The sequence below is a fragment of the Polaromonas hydrogenivorans genome (assembly GCF_040105105.1).
GTDB classification, from domain to species: Bacteria; Pseudomonadota; Gammaproteobacteria; order Burkholderiales; family Burkholderiaceae_C; genus Polaromonas; species Polaromonas hydrogenivorans.
Map to the genome: position 1 here is coordinate 3,957,821 of NZ_CP157675.1, position 16,212 is coordinate 3,974,032.

Sequence of the window (16,212 nt, forward strand, 5' to 3'; positions counted from 1 at the left end):
GTGGGGTTTTTAGATGATCCGCGAAAACCTTGCACGCGTACGGTCAGCCTGCAAATAGCGGTCAAACACCATCGCCACACCGCGCACGAAATACCAGCCCGTTTTTGTAATTTGCAGACTGGTGTCATCGACCTCAACCAGGCCCTGCTCCTGCATGCCATGCAGTATCGCCAGCTCGGCGGCGAAATAGCTGTTGAAATCAATCAGGTAGGCCAGTTCAATCGACTCGAATTCCAGCTGTCCCTGACACATCAGCGCCATGATGACGCTGCGCCGCACCAGGTCATCGCGAGACAATGCCAGGCCCCGCACGACCGGCAAACGCCCCTGGTCCAGGTAGTCGTAATACTCCTCAAGGGTCTTGGTATTCTGGCTGTAGGTGGCCCCTACCTTGCCAATGGCCGACACACCGAGGCCGATCAGGTCGCAGTCGGGCTGGGTACTGTAGCCCTGGAAGTTGCGGTGCAGACGCCCCTGGCGTTTGGCGACGGCCAGCGCATCGTCGGGCAAGGCAAAGTGATCCATGCCTACATGGACATAGCCGGCGCCCTGAAACGCCGCAAGCGAGCGTGACAGCATGGAAAGCTTTGCGCCCGCGTCAGGCAGTTTGTCAACATCAATGCGGCGTTGCGGCTTGAAGCGCTGGGGCAGATGGGCATAGGCATACAGCGCAATACGGTCTGGCCGTAACTGCAGCACCTGGGCCAATGTGCGATCAAATGACTCCGGCGTTTGTTGTGGCAATCCATAGATCAGGTCAATGTTGATGGACTCAAAACCAATCAGACGAGCCGCGGCCATCAATGAAAAAACCTGTTCGGCAGGCTGAACGCGATGCACGGCCTTTTGTACCGCAGGATCGAAGTCCTGCACGCCAAAGCTCAGCCGGTTAAAGCCCAACCCTGCCAGCGTGGCCAGGCGGGTGGAGTCAACAGTGCGCGGATCGACTTCAATCGAGTACTCCCCGTCCGGCGCAAGGCTGAAACTGCGCCGCAGCATGGCCATCAATTCACGCAGTTCGCCGTCACTCAGGAAAGTGGGACTTCCACCTCCCAGATGCAATTGGCTGACCGTTTGACCGACCCCGAGATGGGCCGTGTACAAATCGACTTCGCGGCTGAGGTAGCGCAGGTAAGTTTCGCCGCGCTCATGGTGCCTGGTGATGATCTTGTTGCAGGCGCAGTAGTAACACAGCGATTCACAAAAAGGAATATGCACGTAAAGGGACAGGGGCAACAGCATGGCGGCCGCCCCGTTTCGGCGTTGGGCCAGTGCCTGGGCTACATGTTCGGCCGTGAAGGCTTCCACGAAACGGTCTGCCGTCGGGTAAGAGGTGTAGCGAGGGCCGGAAACGTCAAAACGGCGTATCAATTCATGAGAAGGGATGGGCATACAATCGACCGCAAGTGCGTTCATAACGGTTCCTTGAAACGCGCACCCGCAATCTCGGGGGGCAGGCATTGCCAATGTATCGCGAACACGGTCTTGTTTATTTGATGTAGATCAGCGGTCAACCATGTCTCGGACCAAGCAACGAACCCTTGTCAGGAGAATGTTATGTTTGAGGTCACACCAGAGTCTGCAGAAACAGGCAAGCGCAGAGATGCAGCCAGCGATGTCAAACCACTCCCCATGAATCCTCTTAGCATCAAGGTTGCCTGTTCGAACTGCAACCTGCGGGAACTGTGCATGCCCATGGGCCTGAAGGCCGATGAACTGGACAAAATCGAGGAGATTGTCGCGATCCGCCGCAAGGTCAAACGCGGAGCCCGGCTGTACAGCAACGGAGAAAAGTTCACCTCGCTGTTTGCCATCCGCACCGGCTTTTTCAAGACCTGTATTACTACCGAAGACGGACGTAACCAGGTCACCGGCTTTCAGATGGCTGGCGAAATCATCGGTCTGGATGGCATTGTGAAAGAGCACCACACCTGTGACGCTGTAGCGCTTGAAGACGCCGAGGTGTGTGTCATGCCATTTGAACGGATTGAGGAGCTTTCCCGTGAAGTTGCGGCACTGCAGCGACATGTGCACAAGATCATGAGCCGCGAAATCGTGCGCGAGCATGGTGTCATGCTTTTGCTGGGCAGCATGCGTGCGGAAGAACGTCTGGCAGCCTTTTTGCTCAACTTGGTGCAGCGACTTCATGCCCGGGGCTTTTCACAATCCGAACTCCTGCTACGCATGACGCGAGAGGAAATCGGTAGTTACCTTGGCTTGAAGCTTGAAACGGTAAGCAGAACTTTTTCAAAGTTTGTTGAAGAAGGCATTGTGGAAGTCAAGCAGCGTCATGTCCGCATCATTGACACCGAGGCGCTCAAACTGATCGTCAACCATAACCAGCAGCCCTGCTGACACGCAATTGGCTGTTGCAAGTTGCAAAGCTGGCCCAAATATCTTGCGGGCCGGACTTTTTAATGACGGCTAACTTTCTTGGCACGGCCTTAAGGCCGCTGGTCAACTGGCGATGGACCGCGATTGACGTCGAAAGGCGACATCGCAAGCAGTGTGGTTAAAGCACTCGAAGCCATGGTCAGCAGCCAGAACACAAAAAAAGCCAGCGTATAAACAGCCTCGCGAGACATGGTCAGCGGCCGGCCAAACCAGTGCAGGCTCTGCGGATCAACCACCGCGAACACAAGCACTTCCATCACGCATGCCATCACGAACGCGGGCCATGCAATCCACATCATGCGTCGGGCCAGCATATGTTCAGGCCTTGCCTGGTCTTGAGAACTGTCTCGATGTATTAGCCATTTTCAGGGTTCAGCAGGCGCTGGAACACCCGTAGCAGCATGATTTCTGGCCTGCATCGCAGGCGCCATGTTGGTTGAGGATTGCGCATTCAGCCTTGCAGACTCAGACCTTGCGGCCTGACCGTAGCTGGTAACAACAGGATCTGGAATTTTGATGGCCAGGTAAAGAGTAATGAATGAGGCCACCACTACAACAGCAGGCCCTGCAAACACCATCCATACATGGCCGAATTTCCACCAGGGTTGTCCATCTTCTATGTTCATGACAGTTTCCGTTATTAGCGGGGCACCAGAAAGATCGATTTCTCGGTCACTCGCCCCGGGGAGTTGATAGCCTCAACTTCAAAATGAATCTCATGCGAGCCAGGAGTTGCAGCTTCATAGGGCAATTGCAAGGTGACCGGAACCCAGCGTGACTCGGTAGCATCCACCGAGAAGGTTCCATCTGAGGCCAGTATCAAGCCAGGCAAGCCGGTTGCCGTGATACGGTAACTCTGCATATTTTCCGTCGCATTCATCACCTGCAACCGATATACGTTTTCAATCTTTCCACCGCCGACAATTCGCGCCAGCGAAGCACGGTCACGGTCAACGTCAACCTTGAACGGTGAACGCAATGCCAGACTGGTGAACAAGGCAACAGTAACAGCCAACAAAATAGCGCTGTAAACCAGCACGCGAGGGCGGAATATCTTGCGAAGGAGTTGCGCTCTTCCCCAGCCTTGTGCGACAGCATTCTGGGTTGAGTAGCGAATCAAACCCCGCGGGTAATTCATCTTGTCCATCACGGTATCGCATACATCAATACACGCGGCACAACTGATGCATTCGTACTGCAGCCCCTTGCGGATATCAATACCCGTAGGGCAAACCTGTACACAGAGTGTGCAATCAATGCAGGAACCCAGATTCAGGGCTTTGGGATCAGCCTTTTTGGAGCGGGATCCGCGAGGCTCGCCACGTGCCTCGTCATAGGTGACGATCAATGTGTCCTTGTCGAACATGGCGCTTTGAAAGCGTGCATAAGGACACATGTACTTGCAGACCTGTTCACGCATGTAGCCGGCATTGCCATAGGTGGCGAATCCATAAAAGAAAACCCAAAAGGTTTCCCATGGCCCCATGCCTGCGGCCATGAAACTCATGCCAAGTTCCTTGATCGGCGTGAAATAGCCTACAAAGGTGAACCCCGTCCACAGCGACAGTGCAATCCACAGGAACTGCTTGCTGGCCTTGCGTATGAACTTATTGACAGACATGGGACTGGCGTCAAGGCGCAGGCGTGCGGAGCGGTCGCCTTCGGTGATCTTTTCCAGCCAGAGAAAAATTTCGGTATAGACCGTCTGCGGACAGGCATAACCACACCACTGGCGCCCCGCCACGGCCGTGAACAGAAACAGCGACAGAGCTGAAATGACCAGGATGCCGGAGAGATAAATGAAGTCCTGCGGGTAAAGCAGCAGCCCCAGGATATAGAAACGCCGCGCCTCCAGATCGAACAGAACCGCCTGGCGCTGCCCCCACTCCAGCCATGGCAGTCCGTAAAAAACAAGTTGGGTGATGAATACCATCGCCCAGCGCCACTTTGAAAACAAGCCTGTGACGCTGCGCGGATAAATTTTCTTTTGCGCTTGGTAAATGCTCATTGCTTCGCCGTCGCCACTTGCTGGCGCGGGTTGCAACGGCTCTCCGGCCATCACCGTGATGGGAATGACTTTTCGGGGAGCCGGCTTTGAGTTTTCCACAGGTACTGCTCCATGCAAAGCCCCAGTAGGGGCTTTGCTGGGTAAAAATCACTTCAGCGCTACTGCGCCTGGCTTGTTGGACAAGCTCCACACATAGGATGCCAAAACATGAATTTGGGATTCAGTGAGTTTATGCTCTTGGGCTGGCATCTGGTTCACCTTGCCATTGTTGATCATGGCCACAATGGCATTTTCACCCCATCCATGCAACCAGATGTCATCGGTCAGGTTAGGTGAGCCAATGGCCTGGTTTCCCTTTCCATCGGCACCATGACAAGCCGCACACGCGCCAAATTTGCTTTTCCCAAGAGCCGCCTTGACTGAATCGTGCGGACTTCCGGACAGGCTCAAAACATAATTGGCCACATTGCGTACGTCATCGGATGAACCGACAGCAGCGGCCATGGGCGGCATGTTGCCAATACGGCCCTTCGTCAGCGTTTCTACAATCTTGTCGGGCGTACCGCCGTGCAGCCAGTCTTTATCCGTCAGGTTGGGAAATCCTTTGCTGCCATGGGCGTCTGATCCGTGGCATTGCGAACAGTTGTTCATGAACAAACGTTCGCCAATCGCCATGGCTTGCGCATCACCGGCCACGTCCTCGGGCTTCATGCTGTTGAATTTGGCATACAAAGGTTCAACTTCCTTATTGCCCTTGGCCACTTCGGCTTCGTACTGACCAACCTGGCTCCAGCCAAACTTGCCTGCATAACTGCCGAGACCTGGGTACATCGCCAAGTAAGCCAGGGAAAATACCACGGTGATGATGAACAGCCACACCCACCAGCGCGGCAGGGGATTGTTCATCTCGCGCAGGTCGCCGTCCCAAACGTGGCCGGTGGTATTGTCATTGGCGGTCATGGCTTTGGCCTTGCCGCTAAACCACAAAAGCAGCAGGCAGGCAAAGATACCGACCAGAGAGATGGCCGTCACGTAGACCGACCAGAAATTACTGGTGAAATCGCTCATTTTTTTCTTCCTTATCCAGTTCTTTGGCGCTGTCTATTCGTCTTGTTTGAAGGGCAGCTGGGCCGCCTCTTCAAAACTTTTGGCATTGCGGCCGGACCAGGCCCATGCCACGATGCCAATAAATACGAAAAAAGTGGCCACCGTTACGATGGATCTGAGTGTGTTGATGTCCATGATCACCCGTCTCCTGGCTGTTTATTTGCGGTGAATTCCGAGCACCTGCAGATACGCAATCACTGCTTCCATCTCGGTTTTCCCCTTGACATCGGAAGCCGCCGCAGCAATTTGCTCGTCCGTGTAAGGCGCACCTACAGTACGCAGCCCTTGCATGTGAGTCTTGATGGAAGAATCATCCACAATGCTTTTTGTTAGCCAGGAGTAAGCCGGCATGTTGGATTCGGGAACCAGGTCACGCGGGTTATTCAGGTGAATCCGATGCCATTCATCGCTGTATTTACCGCCCACGCGTGCCAGGTCCGGGCCGGTGCGCTTGCTGCCCCACTGGAACGGATGGTCATACACAGACTCGCCAGCCACGGAATAAGGACCATAGCGCAGCGTTTCTGCCCGGAACGGACGAATCATCTGCGAGTGGCAGTTGTAGCAGCCTTCACGCACATAAATGTCGCGACCTATCACCTGCAGCGCGGTATAGGGCTGAAGCCCTTTGATCGGCTCCGTGGTGGACTTCTGGAAGAACAGGGGCACGATCTCCACCAGCCCGCCAAAGGCGAGCACGATGAGGATCAGCACGATCATCAGAAAATTGTTGGTCTCCACCTTCTCATGGGAAAGACCGCCGCTCGATTGTTGATTAGCCATGTTGTTGTTTTCCTCAAGCGTGAGCCACGGCAGCCGGGATGGTGACGGTGACTGAACGACCGGCCGTGGCGGTTTTGAATGTATTCCAGAGCATGATCACCATGCCGCTCAAATACAGCAAGCCGCCCGTCAATCGCAGTACATAGAAAGGGAAAGTGGCCTTGACCGATTCGACAAAGGTATAGGTCAGGGTGCCGTCAGTGTTGACCGCGCGCCACATCAGACCCTGCATCACGCCGGCAATCCACATGGCCGCGATATAGATCACGATGCCGATGGTAGCGGTCCAGAAATGGACTTCCACAGCCTTCATGCTGTACATCTGCTTCTGGCCGAAAAGGCGCGGGATCAGGTAGTACATGCTGCCGATGGTGATCAGGCCCACCCAGCCCAGGGCACCGGAATGCACATGCCCGACGGTCCAGTCGGTGTAGTGAGAAAGTGCGTTGACTGTCTTGATGGCCATCATGGGGCCTTCAAACGTGCTCATGCCGTAGAACGAGAGCGACACGATCAGGAAGCGCAGGATGGGGTCGTCGCGCAGCTTGTGCCATGCGCCCGACAGGGTCATGATGCCGTTGATCATGCCGCCCCAGCTTGGAGCCAGCAGAATCAGGGAGAACACCATGCCGACCGACTGGGTCCAGTCTGGCAAGGCGGTGTAGTGCAGATGGTGCGGGCCGGCCCACATGTAGGTAAAAATCAGCGCCCAGAAATGGACGATGGACAGGCGATAGGAGTAAACCGGACGCTCGGCCTGCTTGGGGATGAAGTAGTACATCATGCCCAGAAAGCCTGCCGTCAACAGGAAACCCACTGCGTTGTGTCCGTACCACCACTGCACCATGGCATCCTGCACACCGGCATAGGCGGAATAGGATTTCATGAAGCCGACTGGAATGGACGCATTGTTCACCAGGTGCAGCATGGCAATGGCAATGATGAAGGCGCCATAGAACCAGTTGGCCACATAAATGTGCCTGACCTTGCGGGTGCCGACCGTGCCGAAGAATACAAAGGCATAAGCCACCCAGACCAGCGTGATCAGGATGTCGATTGGCCATTCGAGTTCGGCGTATTCCTTGCCCTGGGTGTAACCCAGCGGAAGGGAAATGGCCGCAGACACGATCACCAACTGCCAGCCCCAGAAAACGAAGGCCGCCAGCTTGTCGGAAAACAAACGCACCTGGCAGGTACGCTGCACGACGTAAAGCGACGTGCCCATCAAGCCGCAGCAGCCAAATGCAAAAATCACCGCATTGGTGTGCAGGGGCCGCAATCGGCCATAGCTGAGCCACGGAATCCCGAGATTCAACTCTGGCCAGGCCAACTGGGCGGCGATGATCACGCCGACCAGCATGCCGACCACCCCCCAAACCACTGTCATGATGGCGAACTGCCGTACAACGGTATCGTTGTAGGTAGTGGCCTGTGCATTGGCAAATTTCATTTTTACCTCTTATCTAAAGAACACTGCAAGCGTACCGTCTAGTTACAAAACAAAGATTGACGTGAGTCAATCATCGCGAAGAATGCGCTCACCCTCGGCATCGATGTCCTCAAACTGGCCTCGATAAATAGCCCAGCCCAAGCCACCAAGAATGAAAAAAACCAGGATGACCGACAACGGAATCAGCAAAAAAAGGATGTCCATCAAAGGCTCTCCAAGGGTGCAATGGCTGTGGACAGCCGCAGGGCATTGAGCACGACCAGCAGTGAACTCAGCGCCATGCCCAGTCCGGCCAGCCAGGCTGGCAACCAGCCAAACACAGCCAGGGGCACGCAGACGGCATTGTAAATAGCGGACCCCCACAAATTCTTACGGATGATGACGAAAGTGCGCCGCGCCTGAAATAAGGTCTGCGCCACGCTGCCCAGCCGGTCACCCAGCACGACCAGGTCGGATTGCGCCTGCGCCAGAGGCACCGCCTGCCCAAAGGCAAACGACACATGGGCTCCCGCCAGAACCGGGCCGTCGTTCAGGCCATCGCCCACCATGGCAACCTTGTAGCCCTGCGACTGCAGGCCGCGCAGGAAGGCGAGTTTGTCCTGCGGCGTGCAGCCGCCCTGGGCGTGGTTGATGCCGGCTTGACGGGCAACGCGGGCGACGGATTCGGGCAGGTCACCCGAGAGCAGATAGACCTGCACGCCCTGGGCCGTCAACGAAGCCACGGTAGCATGGGCGTCAGGGCGCAAGTCTTCCTGCAATTCAAAGGTGGCGATCCAGCCTTGCTCGTCGCTCAGGCAGGCATGCAGCGCTGGCGTAGCGGGCGCAGCCACATCGCAAAACCGGGCTGAGCCCAGTCGCGCCATGACGGCGGACGCCGGCCTGCCGTGAATGCAAAGCCGGCCCGAGACGCCCTGGCCGGCGGCTTCTTGGGCCTCTTGCACGACCCATGCCTCATGCTGCAAGGCATCGCCCTGCCCGGCCGCGACCAGCGCGCGCGACACCGGATGCAGCGAGTGCTGCGCCAGCGCGGCTGCCATGGCCAGGGCATCGTCTTTTGAAACGCCTTCGCGGGTATATACCTCGCCGAGTGCAAAAGCATCGCGCGTCAGGGTGCCGGTCTTGTCGAACACCACCGCATCCACGCTGGCCATGGCTTCCAGCGCCTGCAGGCGCCGCACCAGTACGCCGTTGCGCGCCAGGGCTCCGGCGCTGGCGAGCATGGCCGCCGGCGTGGCGAGCGACAGCGCGCAGGGACAGGTCACGATCAGGACGGCCACCGCCACCATCAGCGCATGGCCCGGGTCATGCGACCACCAGTAGGCGCCGGCGCCGCCGGCCGCCAGCAGGACAAAAACAAGGAATGGCTTGGCAATGCGGTCCGCCAGCTGAGCCAGCTTCGGCTTGGAGGTCGAAGCGCTTTCCATCAGCGCCACAATCTGGGCAAACCGCGTCTCGCTCCCGGTCAACTCAACCTGCACGACGACGGCGGCAGACAGATTGTGGCTGCCGGCAATCACGATGCCGCCCTTGCCGCGCGGCAGGGGCCGGGATTCGCCCGTCAGCAGCGATTCGTCAGCCAATGTGCTGCCTTCCAGAATGAAGCCATCGGCCGGAAAAGCCTCGCCCGGCAGCACCCGTATCACATCGCCCGCGCTGAGCCGGCGCACCGCCACGCGCTCGAAGACACCGTCGGCGCCGCGCCGCTCCACGCTGTCGGGCAGACGGTTCATCAGCGCTTCGAGCGCCCCTGCAGTGCGGTCGCGCAGGCGCAATTCCAGCCAGCGCCCGGTCAGCAGGAAAAACACAAACATGGTGAAGGAGTCGAAATACACTTCGGCGCCGAAAATCCCGTTGGGCTCGAAGGTTCCCAGGGAACTCACGACAAAGGTAATCCCCATGCCCAGCGCAACCGGCAGGTCCATGCTGACGCGGCGGTGGCGCAGGTCGCGCAGCGCATTGCGGAAAAAAGGCGCGCAGGAAAACAGCAGCACCGGCAGCGAAAGCACCCAGGAAGCCCAGCGCAGCAACTGCGCCATGTCAGGCGCCAGGTCGCCCGGATCGGCCACATAGGCCGGCCATGCATACATCATCACCTGCATCATGCACATGCCGGCCACACCCAGCCGCCACAGCACCTGGCGCGTTTCGACACGCCGGCGGTCGTTGGCAAAGGCATCGTTGGCGGGCACGGCCGGGTAGCCGGCGCGGGCGGCAGCCTGCATCCAGCCGGACGGCTTGGTGGCCTGGTCCGACCAGACAATGCGGCCGCGATGGCTAGCCGCGCTGACGTCCGCCGACAGCACGCCCGGCACCCTGCGCAAGGCATCTTCAATGGTGAGCGCACAGGCCGCGCAATGCATGCCTTCGAACACCACGCTGGATTCCCAGCAGGAAGGCTGCGCGGCCAGGGAGCGGCTGAAGGCTGACCATTCGTGCGGATCATCGAGCATCGCCAGCGGCGTGGCACTGACCGCCGACTCAGGCAATTCGCCCGGCAGGCTGGATGGGGACAGGGGAAGAAGTGACAGGCTGGCCGTTTGCATGATGGCGCAGCTTAGCCCTTTTATCGGCTGAAGTCTTGACTTGAATCGAATACCGCACTGATACGCCGCAAAAGCCACGTCGTGACCCCCTTGAGGCAGGGGCGCCGGCGCGGATCCTAGAGTTCTTTCACGGCAGCCAGCCGCCGCATGATCTGCTGGACGACGTCGCTCTGCATGTCGCGGTAGAGCAGGTTTTCTTCGGCTTCCTTGGCCAGCACCGCCGACTCGTTGAAGCTGATGTCGCGCTGAAGTGCAATTTCGGTTGCCGGAATCAGCTCCTTGCCCGCCAGGGTCCGCAAGCGGAACACAAACCGCAGCCGCAACTGGAACTCGCGCACCTGGCCCGACGAGTTCAGGCTGAGCACCACCTTTTCGCGCTGGTCCTGAAGCACGTCAAGAATGACCTGCGCCTCGTTGATCCGGCGCGCATCGCTGATCACCTTGACCTTGCCGGTGGACTCCAGCGAGCGCCTGAGTTCCACGCCCAGCGGCGAGGACTCGGCCAGTCCGCTGTACAGCGTGGTGAACGCAAAATTGGGCGCCTTTCTCAGCGCAAAGCCGCAGCCGCTCAGGCTGGCCAGCGCCAGTGAAGCAGAGGAGGCTGCAAAGACCAGAAAAGCGCGACGCTGCATGGGGTGCCTTTTGCGTGAGTTGTCTTAAACGACGATGTTGACCAGGCGGCCCGGCACCACGATGACCTTCTTGGCGGGCGCGCCTGCCGCCTGCCTGACGAAAGCCTCAGAAGCCAGCGCAGCCGCCTCGATCACGGCCTTGTCGGCGCCGGCCGGCACCGTGACCGATCCACGCAGCTTGCCGTTGATCTGCAGCATCAGTTCGATCTCGTCCTGCTGCAGGGCGCTGGTGTCCACTTCAGGCCATGGCGTGTCGAGCAGGTCGCCAGCCTCGGCGGCATAGCCGAGTTCGGACCACAGGGCATGCGTCAGGTGCGGTGCCGCCGGATACAGGCAGCGCAGCAGGACGCTGAACCCTTCGCGCAAGGCAGCCACGGAAGCCGCCGAGACTTCGCCCTTGAAATCTTCCAGCGCATTGAGCAGTTTCATGCCGCCCGAAACGACGGTGTTGTACTGCATGCGCTGGTAGTCGTAGTCCACCTGCTTGAGCAGGGTATGCACTTCCAGCCTCAGCGCCTTGGTTTCTTTATCAAACAGGCCTTTTGCGCGTTCTGCATCTGCACTATTAGCTCCTGAATTCATAGCATTGAGCTTGACGCCGAAATTCCAGACCCGGCGCAGGAAGCGGTAGGAACCCTCCACGCCCGCGTCGTTCCACTCCAGCGTGGCTTCGGGCGGCGCGGTGAACATGGTGTACAGGCGCGCGGTGTCGGCGCCGTATTTTTCAATGATGTCCTGCGGATCGACGCCGTTGTTTTTCGACTTGGACATGGTGCCCACGCCTTCGTAGTCGATGGCCGTTCCCACCGGCAGGTCGCCCACGGCATTCTTCAGCCGGGCGCCGGTGACCTTGCCGGTGTCATCGAGCACATGCTCGACATCGTGCGGCCAGAAATATTCCTTGGCGCCCTTGTCGGTGCGGCGCGAATAGATGTGGTTGAGCACCATGCCCTGCGTCAGCAGCTTGGTGAAGGGCTCATCGACCTTGACCAGTCCGAGGTCGCGCATCACCTTGGTCCAAAAACGGGCATAGAGCAAATGAAGAATCGCATGCTCGATGCCGCCGATGTACTGGTCCATAGGCATCCAGTAGTCGGCGCCCCCGGCCACCATCGCTTCGCTGTTCTTCGGGTCGCAATAGCGCATGAAGTACCACGAACTGTCCACAAAAGTATCCATGGTGTCGGTTTCACGCCGCGCCGGCTTGCCGCAGACCGGGCAGGTCACGCCGGCGTGAAAGCCTTCGTGCCTGTGCAGCGGATTGCCCGAACCATCGGGGATGCAATCCATCGGCAGCACCACCGGCAGATCTTTTTCCGGCACCGGTACGGCACCATGGTCGTCGCAGTGGATGATGGGAATCGGCGTGCCCCAGTAGCGCTGGCGGCTCACGCCCCAGTCGCGCAGTCGCCAGGTGGTTTTTTTCTCGCCGAGGCCCAGCGCCGCCAGGTCGGCGGCGACGGCATCGACAGCGGCCTTCAAGCCCAGGCCGTCATATTTGCCGGAGTTGATGGCAGTGCCGTGCTGCTTGTCGCCGTACCAGTCCGCCCAGGCATCAAGGCTGTAGGCCTGGCCCTTCACATCCGTCACCTGCTTGATGGGCAGGCCATATTTTTTGGCGAACTCAAAATCGCGCTCATCATGCGCCGGAACACCCATCACCGCGCCGTCGCCGTAGCTCATCAGCACATAGTTGCCGACCCAAACCTCGACCTTGTCGCCCGTCAGCGGATGCGTGACGAACAGGCCGGTAGGCTGGCCCTTTTTCTCCTGCGTGGCGAGTTCGGCTTCGGTCGTGCCGCCAGACTTGCATTCCTCAATAAAGGCCGCCAGCGCAGGGTTGCTTGCAGCGGCATGCACCGCCAGCGGATGCTCGGGCGCCACGGCGCAGAAGGTCACGCCCATGATGGTGTCGGCGCGGGTGGTGAAGACGTACATCCTGCCGTCACCAATCAGTGTGCCGGATGCGTCCTTGATGTCGTGCAGAAACGCAAAGCGCACGCCTTCGCTCTTGCCGATCCAGTTTTCCTGCATCAGCTTGACGCGCTCGGGCCAGCCGGGCAGCTTGTGTTGCACGCTGTCGAGCAACTCTTCGGCATAGTCGGTGATCTTGAGGTAATAGCCCGGAATCTCGCGCTTTTCAACCGTGGCGCCAGTGCGCCAGCCCTTGCCGTCAATCACCTGCTCGTTGGCCAGCACGGTCTGGTCCACCGGGTCCCAGTTCACGACCTGGGTCTTGCGGTAGGCAATGCCTTTTTCCAGCATCTTCAGGAACAGCCACTGGTTCCACTTGTAGTAACTCGGATCGCAGGTGGCGATTTCGCGGCTCCAGTCAACCGCCAGCCCCATCGCCTGCATCTGCTTTTTCATGTAAGCGATGTTGTCGTAAGTCCATTGGGCCGGCGGCACGCCGTTTTTCAGCGCGGCATTCTCGGCCGGCAGGCCAAACGCATCCCAGCCCATCGGCATCAGGACGTTGTAGCCCTTCATGCGCAGGTAGCGGCTCAGCATGTCGTTGATGGTGTAGTTGCGCACATGGCCCATGTGCAGCTTGCCGCTAGGGTAAGGCAGCATGGAGCAGGCGTAGTATTTCTTGCGACTCGCGTCTTCGGTCACGCGGTAGGCGTCGGCGGCATTCCAGTGGGTTTGCGCGCTGCGCTCTACGTCGAGGTGGTTGTATTTGTCTTGCATGAAAAATCCGGATACCGAAAAAAGAACCCCGGCGCGGGGCGGGCAGCCTAGAACTGCGAACAGGTGATTTTAGAGGCTGGACGCGCCGCAGCCGCTCAACGGCCTGCCGGTGCGGCCAAGGCGGCGGCTGGCGCGGGCTCGGCGACAAAACCGATGCGGCTGAGCCCGGCTTTTTGCGCCACGCCCATCACCTCCACGACCTTGCCATACGGCACGGCTTCGTCGGCGCGCAACTGCACTTCGGTGTCTGGATTGCGGCTGGCGGTTTGCGTCAGCTGGCGCGCCAGTTCTTCCAGGGCTATCGGCGTGTCGTTCAAAAAAGCCTGGCCGGACTGATCGACGACCAGCGTGACGAAGCGGGGCGTATCGACCGCCCTGGCGGCGTCAGTCTTGGGCAGGTCCAGCCGGATGGTACTGGCCAGCAAGGGCGCGGTGATGATGAAAATCACCACCAGCACCAGCATCACGTCCACCAGGGGCGTGACGTTGATGTCGCTCATGGGCGGTGCGCCCTTTGTGCGTTCGAGCCGCCCAAAAGTCACTCAATGATCTCCGACAGGGCTTCACTTGCCCGGGGCGGCCCAGCGCTGCGTTCTGCAGTCGCCCGGATGTTGTCACCGTCAGTGAGCAGTTCCCGCAAATCGAAGGCAAACCCTTCCAGGTCGGCCTCGATGCGGCCAATGCTGCGGCCAAACACGTTGTAGGCCAGTACGGCCGGAATCGCCACCGCCAGGCCGGCGGCGGTCATGATGAGCGCCTCGCCCACCGGGCCGGACACCTTGTCGATGGTGACTTGCCCCGCCGTCGCCATGCCGGTCAGCGCATGGTAAATGCCCCAGACCGTTCCCAGCAGCCCGACAAAAGGCGCGGTGGAGCCGACCGTGGCCAGCAAGATCTGGCCAAACTGCAGTTTTTGCAGAATGGCATGCAGGGCGTCGCGCAGCACGCGCGTGAGTTGCGCCGCCTTGTCGCCCGCCGTGGCCAGCGTTCCATGCGCTCGGGTTTGCGTTGCAGCGATCAGCGGCAGGACCAAGGCATCGCGGTCGAATGCCGCCACCTTCTCGCAGGCGGCGTCCACCGAGGGCGACTGCCAGAAAGCGGCCGTGCTGCGCGCCACATCGCCCACGGCGCGGTGCAGCAGCCAGGTTTTCCACAAAATGACGACCCAGCTGGCCACCGACATGGCCAGCAACAGCACCGCGACCAACTGGCTGACAAGGCCGCCTTGCGTGAGGAGGGCCAGCAGACTCATCGCCGAATCACTTCAGATTGAGTACATCGAACATGTCAAACAGGCCGCTTGCCTGGCTGTCCAGAAAACGGGTCGCGCGCAGGCTGCCCTGGGCATAGGTGGCCCGGCTGGAGGATTTGTGGCTGATTTCGATGCGCTCGCCGTCACCTAGAAACAGCACGGTGTGGTCGCCGACGATGTCGCCGCCGCGTATGGTGGCAAAACCGATGCTCGACGGGTCGCGCTCGCCGGTGACGCCTTCGCGCGCATAGACCGCGCAGTCCTTGAGGTCGCGTCCCAGCGCGCCGGCAATCACCTCGCCCATCTTGAGCGCGGTGCCCGAAGGCGCATCGACCTTGTGGCGGTGGTGCGCCTCGATGATTTCGATGTCGTAGCCGGTGGACAGCGCCCTGGCCGCCATTTCCAGCAGCTTGAGCGTGACATTGACGCCCACGCTCATGTTGGGCGCCATGACGATGGCGATGTCCTTGGCGGCAGCCGCAATCTCGGCTTTCTGCGCATCAGAAAACCCGGTGGTGCCGATGACCAGCTTGATGCCCAGTTCGCGGCAGACCGCCAGATGGGCGAGCGTGCCTTCGGGCCGGGTGAAGTCAATCAGCACACGCGAATCCTTGAGGCCCTCGCGGAGGTCGGAATGGATCAGAACGCCGCTGGCACGGCCGGCAAACGCGCTGGCGTCCGTGCCGATTGCAGCACTAGCGGGACGATCAAGCGCGCCCGTCAGCAGGCAGTCGGTGCTGGCATTCACCGCGTCGATCAGCATCTGGCCCATGCGGCCGCTGGCTCCGGCGACGGCAATCCTGTGGGGGCGGTCTTGCGCCATGGTGCCCGCGCTCACTGCCTGGGGCTTTCGAGCGGCGGATAGACCGTGGCTGACGGAGCGGCCGGCGCACTGGCGGACTCCGAAGAGGGTTCTGATTTTGCTTTGGAAGAGACTGACTTTTCAGCGGCCTTGAGTTGCTCTTCAGTGGCCTCCAGAACCGGCACCTTTCCCAGTGCGCGCTTGTTGGTCAGGGTGGAAATGAACTCTGCCTCGCTGGGCATGGCGTCGCCCGAAAACCGCTCCAGCTGGTCGCCCTTGAAGAACACGGTGTATTTGAAAGCCTGGGGTTCAACGCCCTGCCGCTTCAGGGTAAAGACGTAGTCCCACCGGTCGGCATGAAACAGGCTGCTCATCAAGGGCGTTCCAAGCACCGCCTTGACCTGGTCGCGCGACATGCCGGCCTGGAGTTGCTCGACCTGTTCCTTGGAGACAAAGTTGCCCTGGATGACGTCTATCTTGTAAGGCGTGATCCAGTTGACCGGGTTGACGGAACTGCTGCTCATGGTCTTGCTGCTGCAGGACGCCAGCA

General features: G+C 59.5%; 17 protein-coding genes. 1 reads left to right on the top strand and 16 read right to left on the bottom strand.

The window, feature by feature from the left end:
- Window positions 1–9: 9 nt before the first annotated feature.
- Window positions 10–1,416, bottom strand: coding sequence for an oxygen-independent coproporphyrinogen III oxidase (gene hemN, locus ABLV49_RS18985; RefSeq protein WP_415838156.1), 1,407 nt, complete (start codon window positions 1,414–1,416; stop codon window positions 10–12).
- A gap of 216 nt (window positions 1,417–1,632) precedes the next feature.
- On the opposite strand from hemN, the gene fnr reads away from it, so the two are divergent.
- Complete coding sequence (fnr, locus tag ABLV49_RS18990) at window positions 1,633–2,355, top strand: fumarate/nitrate reduction transcriptional regulator Fnr (protein WP_349281799.1); 723 nt, start codon at window positions 1,633–1,635, stop codon at window positions 2,353–2,355.
- A gap of 89 nt (window positions 2,356–2,444) precedes the next feature.
- Here the strand turns inward: fnr and ABLV49_RS18995 are convergent, their stop codons facing one another.
- The 15 genes from ABLV49_RS18995 to ABLV49_RS19065 all read right to left on the bottom strand — a co-directional run bounded on the left by ABLV49_RS18995 (window position 2,445) and on the right by ABLV49_RS19065 (window position 16,186).
- Entirely contained in the window at window positions 2,445–2,708 is a 264-nt protein-coding gene (locus ABLV49_RS18995) for a hypothetical protein (RefSeq protein ID WP_349278921.1), read from the bottom strand.
- A gap of 51 nt (window positions 2,709–2,759) precedes the next feature.
- Window positions 2,760–3,020 (bottom strand): nitrogen fixation protein FixH, encoded by a 261-nt coding sequence (locus ABLV49_RS19000; protein WP_349278923.1) that lies wholly within the window; start codon window positions 3,018–3,020, stop codon window positions 2,760–2,762.
- A 14-nt stretch (window positions 3,021–3,034) separates the two neighbouring features.
- Window positions 3,035–4,453, bottom strand: a complete 1,419-nt coding sequence (gene ccoG / locus ABLV49_RS19005) for a cytochrome c oxidase accessory protein CcoG (protein WP_349281801.1) — start codon at window positions 4,451–4,453, stop codon at window positions 3,035–3,037.
- A gap of 96 nt (window positions 4,454–4,549) precedes the next feature.
- Complete coding sequence (ccoP, locus tag ABLV49_RS19010) at window positions 4,550–5,470, bottom strand: cytochrome-c oxidase, cbb3-type subunit III (RefSeq protein ID WP_349278925.1); 921 nt, start codon at window positions 5,468–5,470, stop codon at window positions 4,550–4,552.
- 33 nt (window positions 5,471–5,503) lie between these two features.
- Window positions 5,504–5,644 carry a CcoQ/FixQ family Cbb3-type cytochrome c oxidase assembly chaperone gene (locus ABLV49_RS19015; protein ID WP_041376814.1) on the bottom strand — a complete coding sequence of 47 codons (141 nt, stop codon included), beginning with the start codon at window positions 5,642–5,644 and terminating at the stop codon, window positions 5,504–5,506.
- Window positions 5,645–5,665: 21 nt separating this feature from the next.
- On the bottom strand, window positions 5,666–6,292 hold the full coding sequence (gene ccoO, locus ABLV49_RS19020) for a cytochrome-c oxidase, cbb3-type subunit II (RefSeq protein ID WP_349278927.1): 627 nt from the start codon (window positions 6,290–6,292) through the stop codon (window positions 5,666–5,668).
- A gap of 13 nt (window positions 6,293–6,305) precedes the next feature.
- Complete coding sequence (ccoN, locus tag ABLV49_RS19025) at window positions 6,306–7,742, bottom strand: cytochrome-c oxidase, cbb3-type subunit I (RefSeq protein ID WP_011803144.1); 1,437 nt, start codon at window positions 7,740–7,742, stop codon at window positions 6,306–6,308.
- A 66-nt stretch (window positions 7,743–7,808) separates the two neighbouring features.
- A complete protein-coding gene (ccoS, locus tag ABLV49_RS19030; protein ID WP_029527230.1) occupies window positions 7,809–7,946 on the bottom strand; it encodes a cbb3-type cytochrome oxidase assembly protein CcoS in 138 nt (45 codons plus the stop codon).
- The gene (locus ABLV49_RS19035) at window positions 7,946–10,285 is read right to left on the bottom strand and encodes a heavy metal translocating P-type ATPase (protein ID WP_349278930.1); all 2,340 of its coding nucleotides are present in this window, start codon (window positions 10,283–10,285) and stop codon (window positions 7,946–7,948) included. Before ABLV49_RS19035 ends, ccoS begins: the two co-directional genes overlap by 1 nt.
- A gap of 116 nt (window positions 10,286–10,401) precedes the next feature.
- Window positions 10,402–10,917, bottom strand: coding sequence for an LPS assembly lipoprotein LptE (gene lptE, locus ABLV49_RS19040; protein ID WP_349278932.1), 516 nt, complete (start codon window positions 10,915–10,917; stop codon window positions 10,402–10,404).
- A gap of 24 nt (window positions 10,918–10,941) precedes the next feature.
- Window positions 10,942–13,608, bottom strand: a complete 2,667-nt coding sequence (gene leuS / locus ABLV49_RS19045; protein WP_349278934.1) for a leucine--tRNA ligase — start codon at window positions 13,606–13,608, stop codon at window positions 10,942–10,944.
- Window positions 13,609–13,703: 95 nt separating this feature from the next.
- Entirely contained in the window at window positions 13,704–14,150 is a 447-nt protein-coding gene (locus tag ABLV49_RS19050) for an ExbD/TolR family protein (protein WP_349278936.1), read from the bottom strand.
- Window positions 14,147–14,860: a MotA/TolQ/ExbB proton channel family protein gene (locus tag ABLV49_RS19055; RefSeq protein WP_349278938.1), complete on the bottom strand. Its 714-nt coding sequence runs from the start codon at window positions 14,858–14,860 to the stop codon at window positions 14,147–14,149. Before ABLV49_RS19055 ends, ABLV49_RS19050 begins: the two co-directional genes overlap by 4 nt.
- A gap of 7 nt (window positions 14,861–14,867) precedes the next feature.
- Window positions 14,868–15,683 carry a 4-hydroxy-tetrahydrodipicolinate reductase gene (gene dapB / locus ABLV49_RS19060; protein ID WP_349281803.1) on the bottom strand — a complete coding sequence of 272 codons (816 nt, stop codon included), beginning with the start codon at window positions 15,681–15,683 and terminating at the stop codon, window positions 14,868–14,870.
- A gap of 11 nt (window positions 15,684–15,694) precedes the next feature.
- Entirely contained in the window at window positions 15,695–16,186 is a 492-nt protein-coding gene (locus ABLV49_RS19065) for an outer membrane protein assembly factor BamE (protein WP_349278940.1), read from the bottom strand.
- Window positions 16,187–16,212: the final 26 nt, after the last annotated feature.